12 protein-coding genes are annotated in these 16,674 nt (G+C 57.9%); 7 read left to right on the top strand and 5 right to left on the bottom strand.

Features of this window, described 5'->3' with window-relative positions; genetic code table 11:
• Nucleotides 1–36 precede the first annotated feature (36 nt).
• Nucleotides 37–492, bottom strand: a complete 456-nt coding sequence (locus tag P8935_RS08870) for a DsrE family protein (protein WP_348264633.1) — start codon at nucleotides 490–492, stop codon at nucleotides 37–39.
• 188 nt (nucleotides 493–680) lie between these two features.
• On the opposite strand from P8935_RS08870, the gene P8935_RS08865 reads away from it, so the two are divergent.
• The 3 genes from P8935_RS08865 (at nucleotide 681) to P8935_RS08855 (ending at nucleotide 3,640) form a co-directional block, all read left to right on the top strand.
• Nucleotides 681–1,829 carry a Re/Si-specific NAD(P)(+) transhydrogenase subunit alpha gene (locus tag P8935_RS08865; RefSeq protein ID WP_348264632.1) on the top strand — a complete coding sequence of 383 codons (1,149 nt, stop codon included), beginning with the start codon at nucleotides 681–683 and terminating at the stop codon, nucleotides 1,827–1,829.
• 111 nt (nucleotides 1,830–1,940) lie between these two features.
• Nucleotides 1,941–2,264, top strand: a complete 324-nt coding sequence (locus P8935_RS08860; protein ID WP_348264631.1) for an NAD(P) transhydrogenase subunit alpha — start codon at nucleotides 1,941–1,943, stop codon at nucleotides 2,262–2,264.
• The gene (locus P8935_RS08855) at nucleotides 2,261–3,640 is read left to right on the top strand and encodes an NAD(P)(+) transhydrogenase (Re/Si-specific) subunit beta (protein ID WP_348264630.1); all 1,380 of its coding nucleotides are present in this window, start codon (nucleotides 2,261–2,263) and stop codon (nucleotides 3,638–3,640) included. The genes P8935_RS08860 and P8935_RS08855 overlap by 4 nt, the downstream gene beginning before the upstream one ends.
• Before the next feature lie 243 nt (nucleotides 3,641–3,883).
• Here P8935_RS08855 and P8935_RS08850 read toward each other — a convergent pair whose 3' ends face one another.
• From P8935_RS08850 to P8935_RS08835, 4 genes are all read right to left on the bottom strand, one after another.
• The gene (locus P8935_RS08850) at nucleotides 3,884–4,519 is read right to left on the bottom strand and encodes a Spy/CpxP family protein refolding chaperone (protein ID WP_348264629.1); all 636 of its coding nucleotides are present in this window, start codon (nucleotides 4,517–4,519) and stop codon (nucleotides 3,884–3,886) included.
• Between the two features lie 43 nt (nucleotides 4,520–4,562).
• Nucleotides 4,563–5,003, bottom strand: coding sequence for a hypothetical protein (locus P8935_RS08845; RefSeq protein WP_348264628.1), 441 nt, complete (start codon nucleotides 5,001–5,003; stop codon nucleotides 4,563–4,565).
• Nucleotides 5,000–5,575, bottom strand: coding sequence for an RNA polymerase sigma factor (locus tag P8935_RS08840; protein WP_348264627.1), 576 nt, complete (start codon nucleotides 5,573–5,575; stop codon nucleotides 5,000–5,002). The genes P8935_RS08845 and P8935_RS08840 overlap by 4 nt, the downstream gene beginning before the upstream one ends.
• Nucleotides 5,576–5,723: 148 nt before the next feature.
• Nucleotides 5,724–8,558, bottom strand: a complete 2,835-nt coding sequence (locus tag P8935_RS08835) for a beta-L-arabinofuranosidase domain-containing protein (RefSeq protein WP_348264626.1) — start codon at nucleotides 8,556–8,558, stop codon at nucleotides 5,724–5,726.
• 224 nt (nucleotides 8,559–8,782) lie between these two features.
• On the opposite strand from P8935_RS08835, the gene araD reads away from it, so the two are divergent.
• The 4 genes from araD to P8935_RS08815 all read left to right on the top strand — a co-directional run bounded on the left by araD (nucleotide 8,783) and on the right by P8935_RS08815 (nucleotide 16,672).
• Entirely contained in the window at nucleotides 8,783–9,487 is a 705-nt protein-coding gene (araD, locus tag P8935_RS08830; protein ID WP_348264625.1) for an L-ribulose-5-phosphate 4-epimerase AraD, read from the top strand.
• A gap of 234 nt (nucleotides 9,488–9,721) precedes the next feature.
• A complete protein-coding gene (locus tag P8935_RS08825; protein ID WP_348264624.1) occupies nucleotides 9,722–12,643 on the top strand; it encodes an ATP-binding protein in 2,922 nt (973 codons plus the stop codon).
• Nucleotides 12,636–14,081 (top strand): sigma-54 dependent transcriptional regulator, encoded by a 1,446-nt coding sequence (locus tag P8935_RS08820; protein ID WP_348264623.1) that lies wholly within the window; start codon nucleotides 12,636–12,638, stop codon nucleotides 14,079–14,081. Before P8935_RS08825 ends, P8935_RS08820 begins: the two co-directional genes overlap by 8 nt.
• A 149-nt stretch (nucleotides 14,082–14,230) precedes the next feature.
• A complete protein-coding gene (locus tag P8935_RS08815; protein WP_348264622.1) occupies nucleotides 14,231–16,672 on the top strand; it encodes an ABC transporter permease in 2,442 nt (813 codons plus the stop codon).
• Nucleotides 16,673–16,674: the final 2 nt, after the last annotated feature.

Raw genomic sequence — 16,674 nt, 5'->3', positions numbered from 1 at the left:
CGGACGGGATCGATAGATCCTGTCCGCACCCGTCGTTTACTCCGTGATCACGCGGTCCGCCCACTCTACCAACGAAACAAAGATCGTGGGACTGCCGAATTTCGCTCCCCACTGATCGAGATCGGACTGCGCCACACTTCGCGCTCGACAGCATGCTCCGCATGCGTAGATCTGGACCTTTCGGTCAGCCACTTTTCTCAGGGTCTCTCCGAGCGCTGGCCAGCCAACTGGCACCACGGCGGCAGCAACAGATTGCCGCATGAGCGATACTCCTTCGCCGAGCAGGAAAATCTGAACCGAATGTCCAGCTTCTGAAAGCGCAAGGCCATGCAAGAACGGAAAGGCGGCCTTGGTGGGATCATCGGATCCCCATGCACTTTTCATCATGATATTTAACTGTTTGTGGCCGCTACTCTGCCCCCAACCGGAAGTAATGCCGACGAATGGGAGCGCGAACATCTGACGGAGGAACGAACGACGAGCCATATTCATCACCACCTTGCGGAGCCGAAGTCGCACTCCTGACAATTTAGGGAGTTTACATTCTCAACACACCCCGAGTGATCAACATCACACGATTCACCCCCTTTCCAGTTCAATAATTTTTTGAGGATGACGCAGCACGCCGCAACGCGTACCGTTGTATGCGTCCAACCCCATTCAACTTTCGTGGAGGCAAATTGCTCTTAGGCATTCTCAAAGAAACCGCACCCGGCGAAACCCGCGTTGCGCTGTTGCCCGAAAATCTCAAATCGCTGATCGCCCAGGGCATTATGGTTGCGGTTGAATCCGGCGCGGGCAGAGCTGCGGGCGCCTCCGACGAAGCCTATGCCGCCACCGGAGCTACCGTCACCGGCGACCGCCCTTCCATCCTCGGCGAAGCCGATCTCATCCCGGTGGTCAACGCCCCCAGCGCATCCGATCAGGCGCTGCTCAAATCTGGCTCGGCCGTCATCGGCTTTTTGCGCCCACTCGATGCCCCCGCGGCACTGGCCACCGCCATTGCCCTCCACGTCACGCTCTTCAGCATGGAACTAGTGCCGCGCATTAGCCGCGCTCAATCAATGGATGCGCTCTCCTCAATGGCCACCGTTGCCGGCTACAAAGCCGTCATCAATGCTGCCGGAATTCTGCCGCGCCTCTTCCCCATGCTGATGACCGCCGCCGGCACCATTCCACCCGCCCGCGTCTTCGTCATCGGCGCCGGAGTAGCCGGCCTTCAGGCCATCGCCACCGCGCGCCGTCTTGGCGCCGTCGTCGAGGCCTACGACGTTCGGGCCGCCGCGGGAGAGCAAGTCCGTTCCCTTGGAGCAAAATTCCTCGACGTCGACCTCGGCGGCATCAATACTGAAGGCGGCGGAGGCTATGCAGCCGAACTCAGCGAAGAAGCCCTCGACCGTGGACGCGACCTGATCGCCCGCACCGCCTCTCACTCCGACGTGATCGTCACCACCGCACAGGTTCCCGGCCGCCCTGCCCCCCGACTGATTCGTCGCGATGCGGTGCAGGCCATGCGCTCAGGTTCAGTCGTCGTCGACATCGCCGCACCAGCCGGCGGCAACTGCGAACTCACCATTCCGGGCCTCACGCAAACGCTCGGGGGAGTGACCTTGATGGCTCCTCTCAACCTGCCTGCCGAGTGTCCAGTTGACGCCAGCGCCCTCTATGCGCGCAACATTCTCAACTTCCTTGGCCTCATCGTAAAGAAGGGCGAACTCGGCATCGACATGGCAGACGAAGTCCTCGCTGGCGCATGCGTCGCTCATAAAGGCAGTCCCGTGAATCCGCGTGTGGCGAAACTGCTGGAAACATCAATTGCTCTCACCTGATCGAATTCCTGGGTGCCCATGTCTCGCGTTGAGGCTTGGGTTTAGGCTCCACCGACAACTCGGCCCAGCGCCGCCAACAAGATAGAATTCCGCTGCTCTTTTGGAAAGACCATGACACGCGCAGTCCTTATCGCTTCGATTTATGTTTTCGCGCTGGCCGCCTTCCTCGGCTACCAGGTCATCAGCCGCGTGCCGCCATTGCTGCACACTCCGCTGATGTCTGCTACCAACGCCATCTCAGGCATCTCGCTTATCGGTTCGCTGGTACTTGCGGGAGCGGCGCATTATCCCCTCTTTGCGCACATCCTCGGCTTCGTCGCCGTGACCACCGCCACCATCAACGTGGTGGGCGGATTCGGCATCACCGACCGCATGCTCAAAATGTTCAACAAGCGCAAAGAGCAGAAGCCGGCGCAGATAGAGGTGGCCAAATGACCATGTCCACCTATTTCATGGAAGCCACCTACCTTATCGCTTCCATCCTCTTCGTCTTTGCGCTCAAAGGAATGTCACACCCCGAGACCGCGCGCCGCGGCATGTTCCTTGCCGAAGGCGGAATGCTCGCAGCCATCATCGGCACTCTCATCGGCGCACACATCGTCACCTGGGTTTGGATCATCGCCGGTCTCTCCATTGGTTCCATCATCGGCGCATGGATGGCCATCTGGGTTCCCATGACCGCAATGCCCCAGCGGACGGCGCTCTCCCACGCATTCGGCGCGCTCGCTGCGTCTCTGGTCGGCGTTGGGGAATTCCTGGTCCACGCAAATGATATGCCCGCCGTGACCCGGTGGGCTCTGGGCTTTGAAGTCATGCTCGGCGCACTCACAACCACCGGATCGCTGATCGCCGCCGGCAAACTACAGGGCATCATCCACGGCAAGCCAATCCAGTTCAAAGGTCAGAATGTTGTCAATGGCCTCATCTTCCTCACCATGGCGACGTGCTTCTTCATTTTCATCGCCCACCCTGAAAAAGTCGCTGTCTTTTACATCATGCTCGGCCTTGCATTCGTCTTCGGCGTCATGCTCGTCATTCCCATCGGATCGGCTGACATGCCGGTCGTGATGTCGCTGCTCAATTCCTACGCCGGTCTTGCCGCCGCCGCCACCGGCTTCGTACTCGGCAACAATGTGCTCATCATTGCCGGTACGCTCGATGGCTTCTCCGGATTCATTCTCTCTGTTCTGATGTGCAAAGCCATGAATCGCTCCATCACCAACGTCCTCTTCGGCGGATTCGGCGCGGTCATCGCCGAAGCTACCACCGATGCAGGCGGCGTAATGCGCGAAATCAGCCTCGACGATGCAGCCATGCAGTTGGCCTTCGCCAGCCGCGTTATCTTCGTTCCCGGCTACGGACTGGCCACTGCACAGGCCCAGCATGCCGTGCGCGAACTCGCCGAACTTCTTGAAGCCCGCGGCGTCACAGTCAAATACGCCATCCATCCCGTAGCCGGCCGCATGCCCGGACACATGAATGTCCTGCTCGCCGAAGCCAACGTGCCCTATTCCTCTCTCTATGAAATGGAGCAGATCAATCCCGAATTTCCATCCACCGACGTGGCCGTCGTCATAGGCGCCAACGACGTCGTCAATCCGGATGCTCGCGACAACCCCAAATCCCTTATCGCCGGAATGCCCATCCTCGAAGTCGATCGCGCTAAGAGTGTAATCGTACTCAAACGAGGACAGGGGCGCGGCTTCTCGGGACTGGAGAATCCGCTCTTCTTCAAATCCTGCACTTCGATGCTTTATGGCGACGCAAAATCCAGCCTTAGCCATCTGGCTCAGGCCGTCCAGCATGTCTAGGTCAAGGGAATAGGAATAGCAACGCCGGATTAGAGCACACAAAATGTGAGAACTAGAACTGTGATCAAAAACAAAGCTTGGCGCCTGCGCTCACGACCTTCTCTTGCTTTCGGTAGTCCTTAGTCTCTGTCTTTGACCTCTGCTCTAAAAAATTCGGCGGCAGGAGCCCTCTCCTGCCGCCACCGGTATTAACTAAAACCGCATTTGCTCTCTGCTTACACTTCCAATGACGGAAAATCTGCGCTACTGGTTTACAGTGGCTGCCGGAATATTTTCGTCCGGTCCGTCATCGAGCATTCCCTGCGGTCCGGGAGGAGGTGGCGGAGCAGGCGCACCGTGGTCACTGCCCATACCCCGTCGACCTTCGCCTCCGCGATGCATATCGCGCATTCCTTCGCGATTCTGCCGGAATTCCTGCACTTGCTTCCACTGGTCAGGCGTCAACTTGGCGCGCAACTCAAACAGGAATCGCGCATTCGCCTTCTCCAGTTCCGCGCGTGCCTGTGCCACCTTATCGATTTGCGCCAGCACCGCCTGCTCATTTGGCTGATCGGCCTTCACCAGCGGCTCCATCGCGATCTCCGCCTTTTCCACGTTGCCGCGCAAATCCACCAGTTTCTCTCGATGTTGCTGGAAGATCTCATCCATCGCTTTGCGCTGATCATCCGTGAGCTTCAGCTTTTCAACAATCTTGGGATTGTTCCACCACCGACCGCGATCACCCCGCATCGCCCGCTCCATCGGAGGCCGATGCTCGCCGAATCCAGGACCACCCTGTCCTGGTCCCTGCATCATCCCCGGGCCTTGCGCGAACACCGTGCCTGCGGCCAAAGTCGCCGCCATCGTGATTCCCAACCGGACTGCCAATAGAACTTTCATTTTCTTTCTCCTGTGCTGAGATTTCCTCGAATCAGCAAGTACTTCAATTTCCCTTGGTCTGATCGTCGTTCATCATTGTCGCCATTGGCTCAAGCGCACTCGGAACTTGCCGCGCCACGTCGCTGTCCACATCTGCCATCAAATCTTCTTCATTTACATTGGCGACCTTAGCCGCTTCCATTGCACGCTGCTGCTCCGCAATCCGCGTCGCCTCAACCCTGGCTGCTTCCACCTGCTTGTGATTCTGATACACACCGCTGGAAACCGTGCCTGCGAACACCAAGCATCCCATAGCCCACTTCGTAATCGCACTCCAATTCCTGCGCGCTAGTGCCTGCGCTTCACGCGGACGGCTGATCATCGCCTCGCTCCACGCATCTACGCTCAACTTGAAATCGTCCAATGCCTTGCGAAGTTCCGGCTGTAACCTTTCCGGATCTTCCGCTTGTCCGGTCAGCTTTGCGTTTTGATCCTCGTAATTCATTGCGTGTCTCCAAACTCCCTGCGAACCCTGCTCAGTGCCCGCGATAGATGCGCTTTCACTGTTCCTTCACCCATGCCGGTCAATGCGGCAATCTCTTTCAATTCCATCTCTTCCACAAAGCGTAGAAGAAATACGGTGCGCTGCCGTTCGCTCAAATTCTCCACTGACCGCCACACCTTCGCAACCTTCTCCCGCGCCAGCATGCGCTGCTCCACAGTCCGCTCGCCGCTCGGTAGCCAGTCGCTCGCTTCATCCAAATCCACCGCATTCGTCCGCGTCAGCCGCCAGAACTGCAACCGCCGGTTGCGCCAATGATCTTTCTGCAGGTTGATCGCAATCCGCATCAACCACGTCAGCGCGCTCGACTCCCCGCGAAAACTGGCCCAGTTCCGGTGCGCCTTCAGAAAGCAGTCCTGCGTCAGTGTCTCCGCCAAATCCACATCGCGCGTCGACGCCAGCAGAAAACGAAAAATCTGCGGCCGGTGACTGGCGACAATGCTCTCGAATTCCTGCGCGGCAACTTCTTCCGCCGTGACCTTGATCATCGGTTCCAATGCTGTGCAGGCAGCCATCACTGAGGTAGACGCCCTCGCGGTGCCAGAGATTACAACTGCCCTGCTATTTGTGGATTTTTGGTGCCTGCTGTTCTCTCTCAGACGAGTAGCCTCAATAAAAAGCCGCCGACCCAGCTTTGCGGTCATGATTCCAACGGAAGAGCCGTCAGATCCAGACCTTCGAATCAAACGACCCTTTGGATCCACGAGCAGGAACCGGCTCTCCCTCGCTCGGATATTCAGGCGGAGGTCCCACCCGATTCATTCGCGCGAAATTCGGGATCGCGAGCAGCGGCGAACCATCCTCCCACTTCCCGGTGATCACCATGACTCCACCAAGCAGGTCCTTGCGCCACTCAGCCCGGATGGGGCCCTCACCCAATTTCCGGTCAATATTCTCGTTGTCGGCTCTCTCGACGTTATAAATCAGCGGGCCGAACTTCAAAGCTACTGAACCACCATCTGCCTGAATGCGGCTGTCCGCTACAACGCGCTGCGGCTCCATTGGTAACTCCAAGTCAATGCGATCGCCACGCTTCCATTCGCGCGTGACCACCGCGTACCCTTTGCGAATCTCCGGCGTCTGCTCCTGCCCATTCACGGCGAACCGCTTCACCCCGCTGATACGCGGCGAATCTTTATAGAGCTTGCTGGTAGTTCGGTCTGGGATGCGCACATAGACCGAAAACGTCTTGGCCTCATCCGGGTTGACAGTGATCGCAATCAATCCGTTCCACGGGTATTCCGTCTTTTGTACGACCTCGACGTCGGTGCCCGCGACCTTGCCCACGTTAATGCGACTTCCCACAAACATGTTCACGTAGAGTCCGTCGTTGCTCTTCAGATAAGTCCAGGTCGGAACCATGAGCAGCGTGCGCGCAAAGTTTCCCACACAGCAAGGACACACATGCCACTTGGCTCGCTCCGTATTCACCAGCGGATTGGTGTAACAAAAACTCTGCCCATCCAGTGCGACTCCCCCGAGCAGCGCGTTGTACATCGTCTGCTCATACAGATCTGCATACTTCGCATCGTGATAAGCGAGATTCAGCTTGTACTGAAAGAACACCACGCCGCAACTCGAACACGTCTCGCAATAAGCCTCATTGCGCAGCGAGTAGTTGGGGCCAAACCCTTCAGAGGTCTCGCCGCTGCCAATGCCACCGGTGACGTAGTACTTCTTGTTCACCATGTTGTCCCATAGTGAAATCACCGCGCTCTGATAATCGCGATCCTGCGTCTCAGCCGCGATATCGGCCATGCCGGAATAGAAGTACATCGCGCGCACCGCGTGGCCCACTGCTTCGTATTGCTGGCCCGGCGGCAAATGGCTCTGGTCGTACTCCGAACCGCCCCGCCGCGAATCCAGCAGAAACTTCGCGAGGGCGATATACGCATCTCCACGATGATTGCCCTCTTGATCGTTGACGAATCGCCCGAAGCGCACCAGCGCCTGCTCCATCTCCTGGTGTCCGTCGAACCATTCCTTTTTCCCCGGCCCGATATTTGCAACCCAGCAATCCGCCAGCTTCTTGGCAGCGTTGTACAGGCGCAGATCCTGCCCATCGGTCAGCGTGTAGTGATTAATCGCCGACTCAATGAAGTATCCCGAAACATAACCCTCATGGTTGCCGCGATGATCCGGCGACCACCGCTCCGGCCACTGTTTGCGGTCAGCCAGTATGTAAGCGGTCTGCAAATAGCCATCCTGCATCTGCGCCGCGAGAATAATCGGAATCCAGCGCTCCATCGTTGCACGCATCAACTCCTGCGCATTGACAATCTCCTCATCGCCCTGCGGATCCACCATCAGCGCAATGCACATTGACTCGACCGTCTGATGTACCCACGCATTGGAAAACACATAGCCTTTGTGCTTGCCATGCGCTTCGCCGCGATTGGCCTTGCCCGCCTCAATGAAGTTGTCGATGCCACCGTCGCCGCGCATCGGGGCGATATCTTTTCGCTCGCACATCGCGATGCAGTGCGGAATCCAGTTCACAATCAAAACTTTCGCGCGCTGCTTCCACAAATCCCCATCAATCGCATATCTGCGCGTATAAACCACGTCCAACCGGTCCACAGGCGGCGCCGGCTCTACATGCACACTGATCGAATGCGATGGCCCTTTGCTCCCCGAAGCCTGCAGCGCAATCGTGTAATCGCCGGCCTGCGAAAACGTCGCAGTGGTCACCGGCGAGTCGACGGCAGCAAACGCCACCACACCCGGCCCTGCGGTCTTTACCCACCGCGCCCGGTTCTGACGCGAGTCCTTCAGCCACGTTACCTTGCCTGAAAGATATGTCCGCCCATCACTCACTACCGAGCGATCAACACCGGCCTCGATGACCGGAGCAAGTTCGGGAACGGGACCGTGAGGAAAGACCTGCCATTCCAGGATGCCCGCCGGCTTGTCCTGTTGAGGTGTGACCTCGAGTCGCAATCTGGTCGTCTTTACGCCTTCAAATGTCGTCGTGTTGAACTTGTCCAGATCCACGCCAAGTCCCTCTGCACGATCTACTTCAACAAAATCATTGCCGTTCCAGTAAAGAATCCGATAGCTTTTCGGCGGCGACATCACCGGGCCTTCGCTGCCGGGGATCGCACCTGCGCGCGGACGATCCACCGCCCAGTAAACGTCAATCTTGTCGACGCTGACCGGCTCGCTCCACTCGTATTGCACCCACCTCGAGTTCCCTTCCTGCGGCCCCTCCTCCCAGAGTCCGTAGAGCTTGTGCGCGCGATCGAATGAATTGGCAGGAGTAAATCCGTCGTTCAAAGCGGAGATCTTGTCCTGACTCGTCACCATCTGGCTCGTTGGGACCGCAACCCGCGCAATGTTGAGCGGACCTTCCCCAGCCTGCCCATTGGCCTGCGAGACCGGCAGCGCGCTAAGCAAAGCCGCGCTGCTCAGCCCCGCCAGAAACTCGCGGCGACTTGGTTCCGCGTGACTGTTTGAATCTGCATCTCTCCGGGTTTTAGAACTCTTTTTGGCATTCATTCTTGCTACCCTCGCGCGCAACGACGACATTGATTCGGCAACGATTTTCGGAATCGCAGAAAACGTTTCCTACTGGGATAGCCTAGACTTCTATCAAGGGCGATGTAAAGCAAACTGGCCGGCTAGCGCGCGCTCAGATCCGCCGTTCGCCGGCTGCTAAACTTGTCGATGATTTTCAACCAGCGAAGACTTCTTTGCCAGGTCACTTCGCAGCAGGAAGCAAGATGCTCCTCGAGTCTCTACGTCAGCAAGTTCTTCATGCCAACCAGGAAATCTCTCGCCGCGGGCTCGCTCCTCATACCTTCGGCAATGCCAGCGGTATCGATCGGTCAGGCGCCCAGCCTTTGGTCGTCATCAAGCCCAGCGGAGTCGACTACGCTACCCTGACCCCCGCCGATCTCGTCATTACCGATCTCGATGGCAAAATCGTCGAAGGCGCCCTTCGCCCCTCCAGCGATCTCGACACCCACACCCTCCTCTACCGCGAGTTCCCCCAGATCGGCGGCGTCGTTCACACTCACTCCGAATTCGCTACCGCCTGGGCTCAATCCTGCCAACCCATTCCCTGCCTCGGAACCACCCACGCCGACTACTTCCACGGTCCAGTCCCGGTCACCGATGCCCTAACTGCAGAAGAAGTCTCCTCCGGATACGTTCGCAACACCGGCGCCGTCATCGTTCGCCGATTCCGCGCAGAGAGCCTTGACCCGGTCGCGGTCCCCGGAGTTCTCGTTGCCGGTCATGCCCCCTTTGCATGGGGAAAGACAGCGGCGGAAGCCGTCGAGCACGCCGACGTTCTCGAATACATTGCCCGTCTTGCCTTCCGCGCCACCCTCCTTAACTCCACCGTAGAACCCATTCCCACCCACGTCAGCGAGCATCACTATCTGCGCAAACACGGCCCGAAGGCAACCTACGGCCAGCGATGATTTGTCCCAATTGTTCGCACTGTCAGGCCTTCAATTTTCGTTAAAATCTCTCGCGTGGCAATAAAACCAGACCCTGATTAGAGATACTGATTCCAATAGGGCGATCCTTGGACGCATAGGCAGCCTATTGTTTTCTGCATTTTTCTATGTAATCCACATCTCGAAGCGTTGACGTCCGAAAGATTAGAACGTCTGTATCTTTTTCACTCTCTGTAGGTTGGCGGGATGGTACTGATGAGTGAGGCTCGCAATCCGCATGGCAACCCGCGTGCTTTCACTACTCTGAAGCAAGCACCCAGCCGCATGGAGACGAGCCTATTCAACCGGTTGCAAGCTACACTGCTGGCCCTGGCGACGGTCGGCCTGGTGATTCTCGCCGTGTTGAATTTCCGGCAGGAAAGCAAGTTTCAGCAACCCAATGACGGCGTCTGGTGGGTAGAAACGAACGGTGGTCTCTTGGCCACCAAGATCATTCCTGACGGTCCGGGCAAGTCCGCCGGCATTCAAACAGGTGACCTGCTCACTGCGGTCAATGACCACCCAGTTGCCCGGGTCGCGGACCTTGAGCGAGAGCTTTACCGCACAGGCATCTGGATCAAGACGAACTACCAGATCACGCGCAGCAGGGTGCCCCTTGATACTCCTGTCGTCGTGATCCCCGAACCAACCGACCGTAGTTCTTACCAGGGCCTGCGTTTCATCGGGCTCGTCTATCTCGCCATCGGCGTATACATTCTTTTCCGCCGCTGGACTGCCCCGCGTGCTACCCACTTCTTTCTTTTCTGCCTTGTTTCCTTTGCCCTCTATGCCCTCAAGTACACCGGCGAGTTGAATCTTGTCGACCAGTTCGTCTTCTGGTCCAACATCGTCGCCGGCGCGCTGCAGCCCGCGCTCTTCCTTCACTTCGCCATCAGTTTCCCCGAGGAGCGCCTCAAAGACGGCGGACGCCGCTGGCTTCTCCCAATCCTCTATACGCCGAGTGTCGCGCTGATTGGCTTCTGGATCACTGCGATGACGCGCTGGCAGGCTACCGGGATTCTGCTGCACCGCCTTGATCAGGTCAACTACGGTTACATCGCCACTTTCTATGTGCTCGCGGCGACCCTCTTTTCCATCAGCTACGTCCGTGCCAACACCCCTCTCCTGCGTCAGCAGTTGAAATGGCTGTATCGCGGTGCCTGGCTGGCTGTCGGCCCGTTCACGCTGCTCTTCGCAGTACCGTTCCTTCTCGACATCCGCTTGCCCAGCCTTCTCACCAAGCTGGCGGGCCTTTCTCTCGTCTTCCTCCCGCTCACCTTCTGCTGGGCCATCATCCGCTACCGGCTGATGGATACCGACCTGATCTTCAAGCGCGGAGTGGCCTACACCCTTGCAACCGCAACTCTTCTAGGTGCCTACTTCGGCGTCATCGCCCTTGTCGCTCAGCTCATTAATAACGGCCTGCCCGAGGCCATCAGTAGATGGGGATTTGCGGTTGCCATTCTGGTGACGGCCGCACTGTTCGATCCTCTCAAGCGCCGTATTCAAAGCTGGGTCGACAAGGCATTCGACCGGCAAAAGTACGATTACCGCAAGGCTCTCATTGAATTTGGCCGTGGCCTCAGTTCGGAAACCAACCTTGATGCCCTGCTCGAATCCATCGTGGAGCGCCTGCCGCGCACCCTGCTCGTCTCGCGTGTCGCCGTCTTCCTCGCACAACCGACTGGTGGCATGCGCCTGGCTGCATCGCACGGTCTGCTATCCAGTGCCACCGAGCGCAAACTGGCCCTCGGCTTCCTCGACTTCGACCGCGCCGCAGTCGACCATTCGCACATCTTCCTTGAGAACGCGCAGCAGGCTCTTCACCTTCCTCCCGAGCAGCAACGCGCCGCCGCCTTGCTCGATCTGAACTACTACCTGCCCTGCCGCTTGCAGGATGGCGCCACCGCGCGCACCATCGCCGTCATCGGCCTTGGTCGCACCACAGGCGGCGACTTCCTTTCTAGCGAAGACGTGGAACTGCTCGAGTCCCTGGCCAGCTACATCGGCATCGCCCTGCAGAACGCCAGTCTCTACGCGCGACTCGAAGAAAAAATCAGTGAGTTTGAGCGCCTCAAGGAATTCAACGAAAACATCGTTGAATCCATCAATGTCGGCATCCTCGCTCTCGATCTCGAAGACCGCATCGAGAGCTGGAACGCGCAAATGGAGGCCATGTACGCCGTCAGCCGGTCTGAAGCTCTGGGTCAGAAACTCAGCTCTGTCTTTCCCGACGAATTCGTCTCCGCGCTAGAAGGCTTCCGTAACGAGCCCGGAGTGCATCACCTCTATAAATTCCACCTCACGACCAAGGCCGGCGAACAGCGCACCGTCAACATCGCAATCGCTCCTCTCCTCTCACGCGATTTCGTCATAGTTGGCCGCATCGTCCTGGTCGATGACATCACCGAGCGCGTCTCGCTCGAAAATCAGCTGGCCCAATCTGACAAGCTCAGTTCTATCGGTCTGCTCGCCGCCGGCGTAGCACACGAAATCAACACCCCTCTCGCGGTGATCTCTTCCTACGCGCAGATGCTTTCCAAGCAGATGCGCGGCGATGCCCGCCTTGGCCCCGTGCTCGAGAAGATTACGCAGCAGAGCTTCCGCGCATCTGAGATCGCCAACGGCCTGCTCAATTTCTCGCGCACCTCCACCACCGAGTTCCGCGAGACTAACCTCAACCAGGTCATTCGCGATACGCTCTCGCTGCTCGAGCATCAGTTCAAGACCGCGCAGATTATTGTTGACGCGGAACTGATCGAAAATCTGCCCACCATTCACGGCAACCCCGGAAAACTGCAGCAGGTATTTCTCAACCTCCTGCTCAATGCCAAGGAGTCTATGCCCGGCGGCGGACGCCTTCGCGTCGCCACGCAGTTCAATGGTCACGTCGAAGCCGTGGTCTCCGACTCTGGTTCCGGTATCGCCCCCGAACATCTCAAGCGCATTTACGACCCATTCTTTACGACAAAGACCATGCCCCGCCCCGGCGAGAGGCGTGGCACAGGTCTTGGACTTTCCGTTTCCTATGGGATTATTCAGGAGCACGCAGGCAAGATTCATGTCGAAAGCGCCATCGGCGCCGGCACAACCTTCCACCTTGAATTCCCGCTTCTAAGGAAATCGGTACATGTCTGAAGTTGATCAGTCTTTGAATCTCCCCGCATCTGATTCTGTCTTCTCCTCCGGTTCTGCCGCAGGAAGCATCCTCGTCATCGATGACGAAGGCGGTATCCGCGAGTCCCTGGAAGTACTTCTCTCGCTCGAAGGCTATTCAGTAAAAACGGTTCCCGACGGCGAACAAGGCCTCCGCACCCTCGAGATGGAAAACTTCGACCTCGTCCTGCTCGACCTCGCGCTTCCTGGCCAGAGCGGACTCGATCTACTACCTCAGATCAAAGAGCGCCAGCCCGAGACACCGGTCATCATGATCACCGCTTATGGCACCGTCGACAATGTTGTCGAAGCCATCCGCGCCGGCGCTGAAAACTTCGTCCAGAAGCCGTGGGACAACGAAAAACTACTCGCCGACATTCGCTCCGCCGTCGCCCGCTACAAAGCCGAAGAAGAAAATCTCCAGCTCAAGCGCACTCTCAAGCAGCGCTACAACTTCGCTAACATCGTCGGCAAAAGCGAAATCATGCGTCGCGTATTCGACCTGATTTCGCAGGTCGCGCCCAGCCGCTCCACCGTTCTCATTCAAGGTGAAAGCGGAACAGGCAAGGAACTCATCGCCAAGGCCATTCACGCCAACTCGCCGCGCCGCGACAAACCCTTTGTCCCCATCAACACGGGCGCCATGCCCACTGAACTGCTTGAGTCCACGCTCTTCGGACACGTCAAAGGCGCATTCACATCTGCCATCGCGTCAAAGAAGGGCCTCTTCGAGGTTGCCAACGGCGGCACCCTCTTCCTTGATGAAATCGCGACCATGGGTATGGACACCCAGGCAAAGATTCTGCGCGTGCTGCAAGATCGCCGATTCATGCATGTAGGCGGCATCCAGGAAATTCAGGTAGACGTACGCATCATCGCTGCCACCAACATCGATCTGCGCCAGGCTGTCCGCGAGGGCAAGTTCCGCGAAGACCTTTTTTACCGCCTGAACGTGATCATGGTCGATCTGCCTCCGTTGCGTTCGCGCCGCGAAGACATTCCGCTCCTCGTCAACCACTTCCTGGAGTTCTACGCCAAGGAGAACGGCCTCTCCCCGCGCCGCCTCTCTGCAGACGCGCTGCGCGCTCTTATCGACTACGAATGGCCCGGCAACGTTCGCGAATTGGAAAACTCGATCGAACGCGGAGTTGTGCTTTCATCCAGCCCCGTCATCGGTTCCGAACTCCTGCCCGGCCACATCACCGGCCGTAGCTTCCAGGACGCGCTCCTCGAGCACAATCCCAATGCTTCTCTCTTCGACATCCTCGAAGATATCGAGCGCCGCATCATCGTGGAAAAACTCGAGCGCTGCAATTGGAATCAGACGGATGCAGCCGAGCAGTTCCACATCCCCCTCTCCACGCTGAACCAAAAGATAAAGCGCCTCAACATCGAGATCCGCAAACGCGGACGAGAGTAAAGACGCCCTCATTGCGCTGACTCACGACAATCTTGCCTGTCGCAGGCGAACATTTTTCGTTGAAGACTTGAGTTCCCAATTGCCCGTAATCTAAGCAGTGTGTGTGCTACGGCGCAATCGTCTGTCCCCTATCCAGCTCGGGAGGATTCATGAAACTTTGGTTGCAGGATCTCCGCATCGCCTTTCGGATGCTTCGCAAGAATGTGGTGTTGACGGTGGTGATTCTGGCTTCGCTTGGCATCGGCATCGGCGCCAATTCCGCCATATTCAGCGTGGTGGACGCCCTGCTGTTGCGTCCGCTCCCCTATCCGCATCCCGACCGTCTGGCGGCTATCTGGCTGCATTCCCCCGCCATCGGAATTCTGCGTGATTGGCCGTCTCCCGGCCAGTACATTGACCTGCAAAACCAGAACCATTCGTTCGACCAGATGGCCATTGCGCAGAGCCGCACATTCACCTTGACGGGTCGTGAGCAGCCCGAGCGAGTTGACGTACTGAGCACGCAATCTAGTCTTCTCACCATGTTTGGGGCAAAGCCGCTGCTTGGCCGCATCTTGCGACCAGAGGAAGACACTCCAGGCAGACCCGGAGTAGCCGTTCTCAGCTATGGAGCCTGGCAGCGTCTATTCAATGCGGACCCCACGATCGTCGGCAAGAGCATTACGCTCAACGGCAAGTCGTTCACAGTCGTTGGTGTCCTTGAGCGAAGCTTTATGCTCAACGCCGAAGTGATGCCCTCCGAAGGTCCAATGGACAAGGTCGACATCTTCCTCCCGTTGGCATTAGGACCGGATGCTGCACAGCGCCGGGGCGATGAAAATTACAACATCGTAGCCCGCCTCAAGCCCGGTATTTCAATGCAGCAGGCACAGGCAGACATTGACGTCATCGCCAACGGCATCCGCATCAAAGACAAACGCGGTGCCAGCTTTGGCATGCATATCATCGGCTTGCAGAACCAGGTCGTCGGAGATGTCCGGCGCGCGCTCCTCGTGCTGCTCGGCTCCGTATCGCTCGTCCTGCTGATCGCCTGTGCCAACGTTGCCAATCTTTTGCTCGCCCGTGCTGCTGGTCGCGAAAAAGAACTCGCCATTCGCACCGCACTGGGAGCCGGCTGGCACCGTCTCGTGCGCCAGTTGCTGACCGAGAGTATCCTCCTGTCTCTGCTTGGCGGCGCGGCGGGCCTGGTTGTAGCACAATTGAGTCTTCTCGTCGTCCGCCTCATGAATCCCGGCAACATTCCTCGGCTTGAAGAAGTTGGGATCAACGGAGCCGTTCTCGCTTTCACATTCGTCCTCTCGCTCGCAACAGGAGTGCTATTCGGCTTTGCACCGGCATGGCGAGCCATCAAGCTCGATCCGAACTCGTCGCTCAAGGCCGGTGGCCGCAGCGGACAGTCCGATGGCGGACTTTATCTCAAACGGCACCGCCTCCGGGGCTTGCTAGTCGCGTCGGAACTCGCTCTTTCTCTTGTTTTGCTGATCGGCGCCGGACTGCTGATCCGCAGCTTCGTTCGCTTGCAGAGCGTAGCCCCAGGGTTCACCGCGGACAACGTACTGAGCATGCAGTTCGTTGTGAGTGACCCCAAATACGAGGATCAGAAAGTTCTCGCCGGTTTCTACCACGAAATCGAATCCCGCATCGCTCATCTACCGGGCGTAGTCGCAGAAGGCACTGTCTCGGCTCTCCCGCTGACCGGCTCAGTGGGGTGGGGAGGAATTCATGTCGAGGGGTACAATCCGCCGCCGGGACAGGAATTGCAAGTGGACATTCGTACGGCTAGCACTGATTATTTCCGGACAATGCAGGTTCCTCTAATAGCAGGCCGCTTCTTCTCGGATCAGGACAACCTGGAGACATCTCAGGTCGCCATCATTGACCAGAAATTCGCGCAGCGCTTCTGGCCAAACAATGATGCCGTTGGAAAACATCTCTGGTTCGATCCGAAAAAGCCCATCACCATTGTTGGCGTCGCCGGGGTAGTGAAGCAATACGGACTCGATACCGATGGCAAGATCGCGACATATTTTCCCATGCAGCAGGGACCTGACCGAGGCACGTTTTTAGTTGCCCGTTCATCGTCTGACGAAGCGGGACTTTCGAACGCCATCACGCGCGAAATCCACACAGTCGATCCCTCGGCCGTCATCTACGGCGTTCGAACCATGAAAGACCGCTTGCATGATTCACTTGCGCGCCAGCGCTTTTCCAGTACGATGCTCGGTGCATTTGCGGCGTTCGCGATGCTCCTTGCGGCCGTCGGCCTTTATGGTGTGATGTCGTATCTGGTTACACAGAGCACCCACGATATCGGCATCCTGGTCGCGTTGGGTGCACGGCGAGAGAACATCGTCGCTCTCGTCGTCCAGCAGGGTATGCGACTAACGTTGATCGGCATCTTCGCCGGACTGATTGGCGCAGCCGCACTCACGCGCGTGATCGCCAGCCTGTTATACGGCGTAAGTGCCACAGACGCCGCGACGTTCTTGGCTGTGCCCGTATTGTTAGCGGCGGTCGCATTCGCCGCAACGGTAATCCCTGCGTGGCGAGCCAGCAGCGTAGACCCAATGGTGGCTTTGCGGGAGGAATAGCC

The organism is Telmatobacter sp. DSM 110680, assembly GCF_039994875.1.
Lineage (GTDB): Bacteria > Acidobacteriota > Terriglobia > Terriglobales > Acidobacteriaceae > Telmatobacter.
The sequence above is the reverse complement of the archived record's forward strand: the minus strand, read 5'-3'. Positions and strand labels throughout refer to the sequence as shown.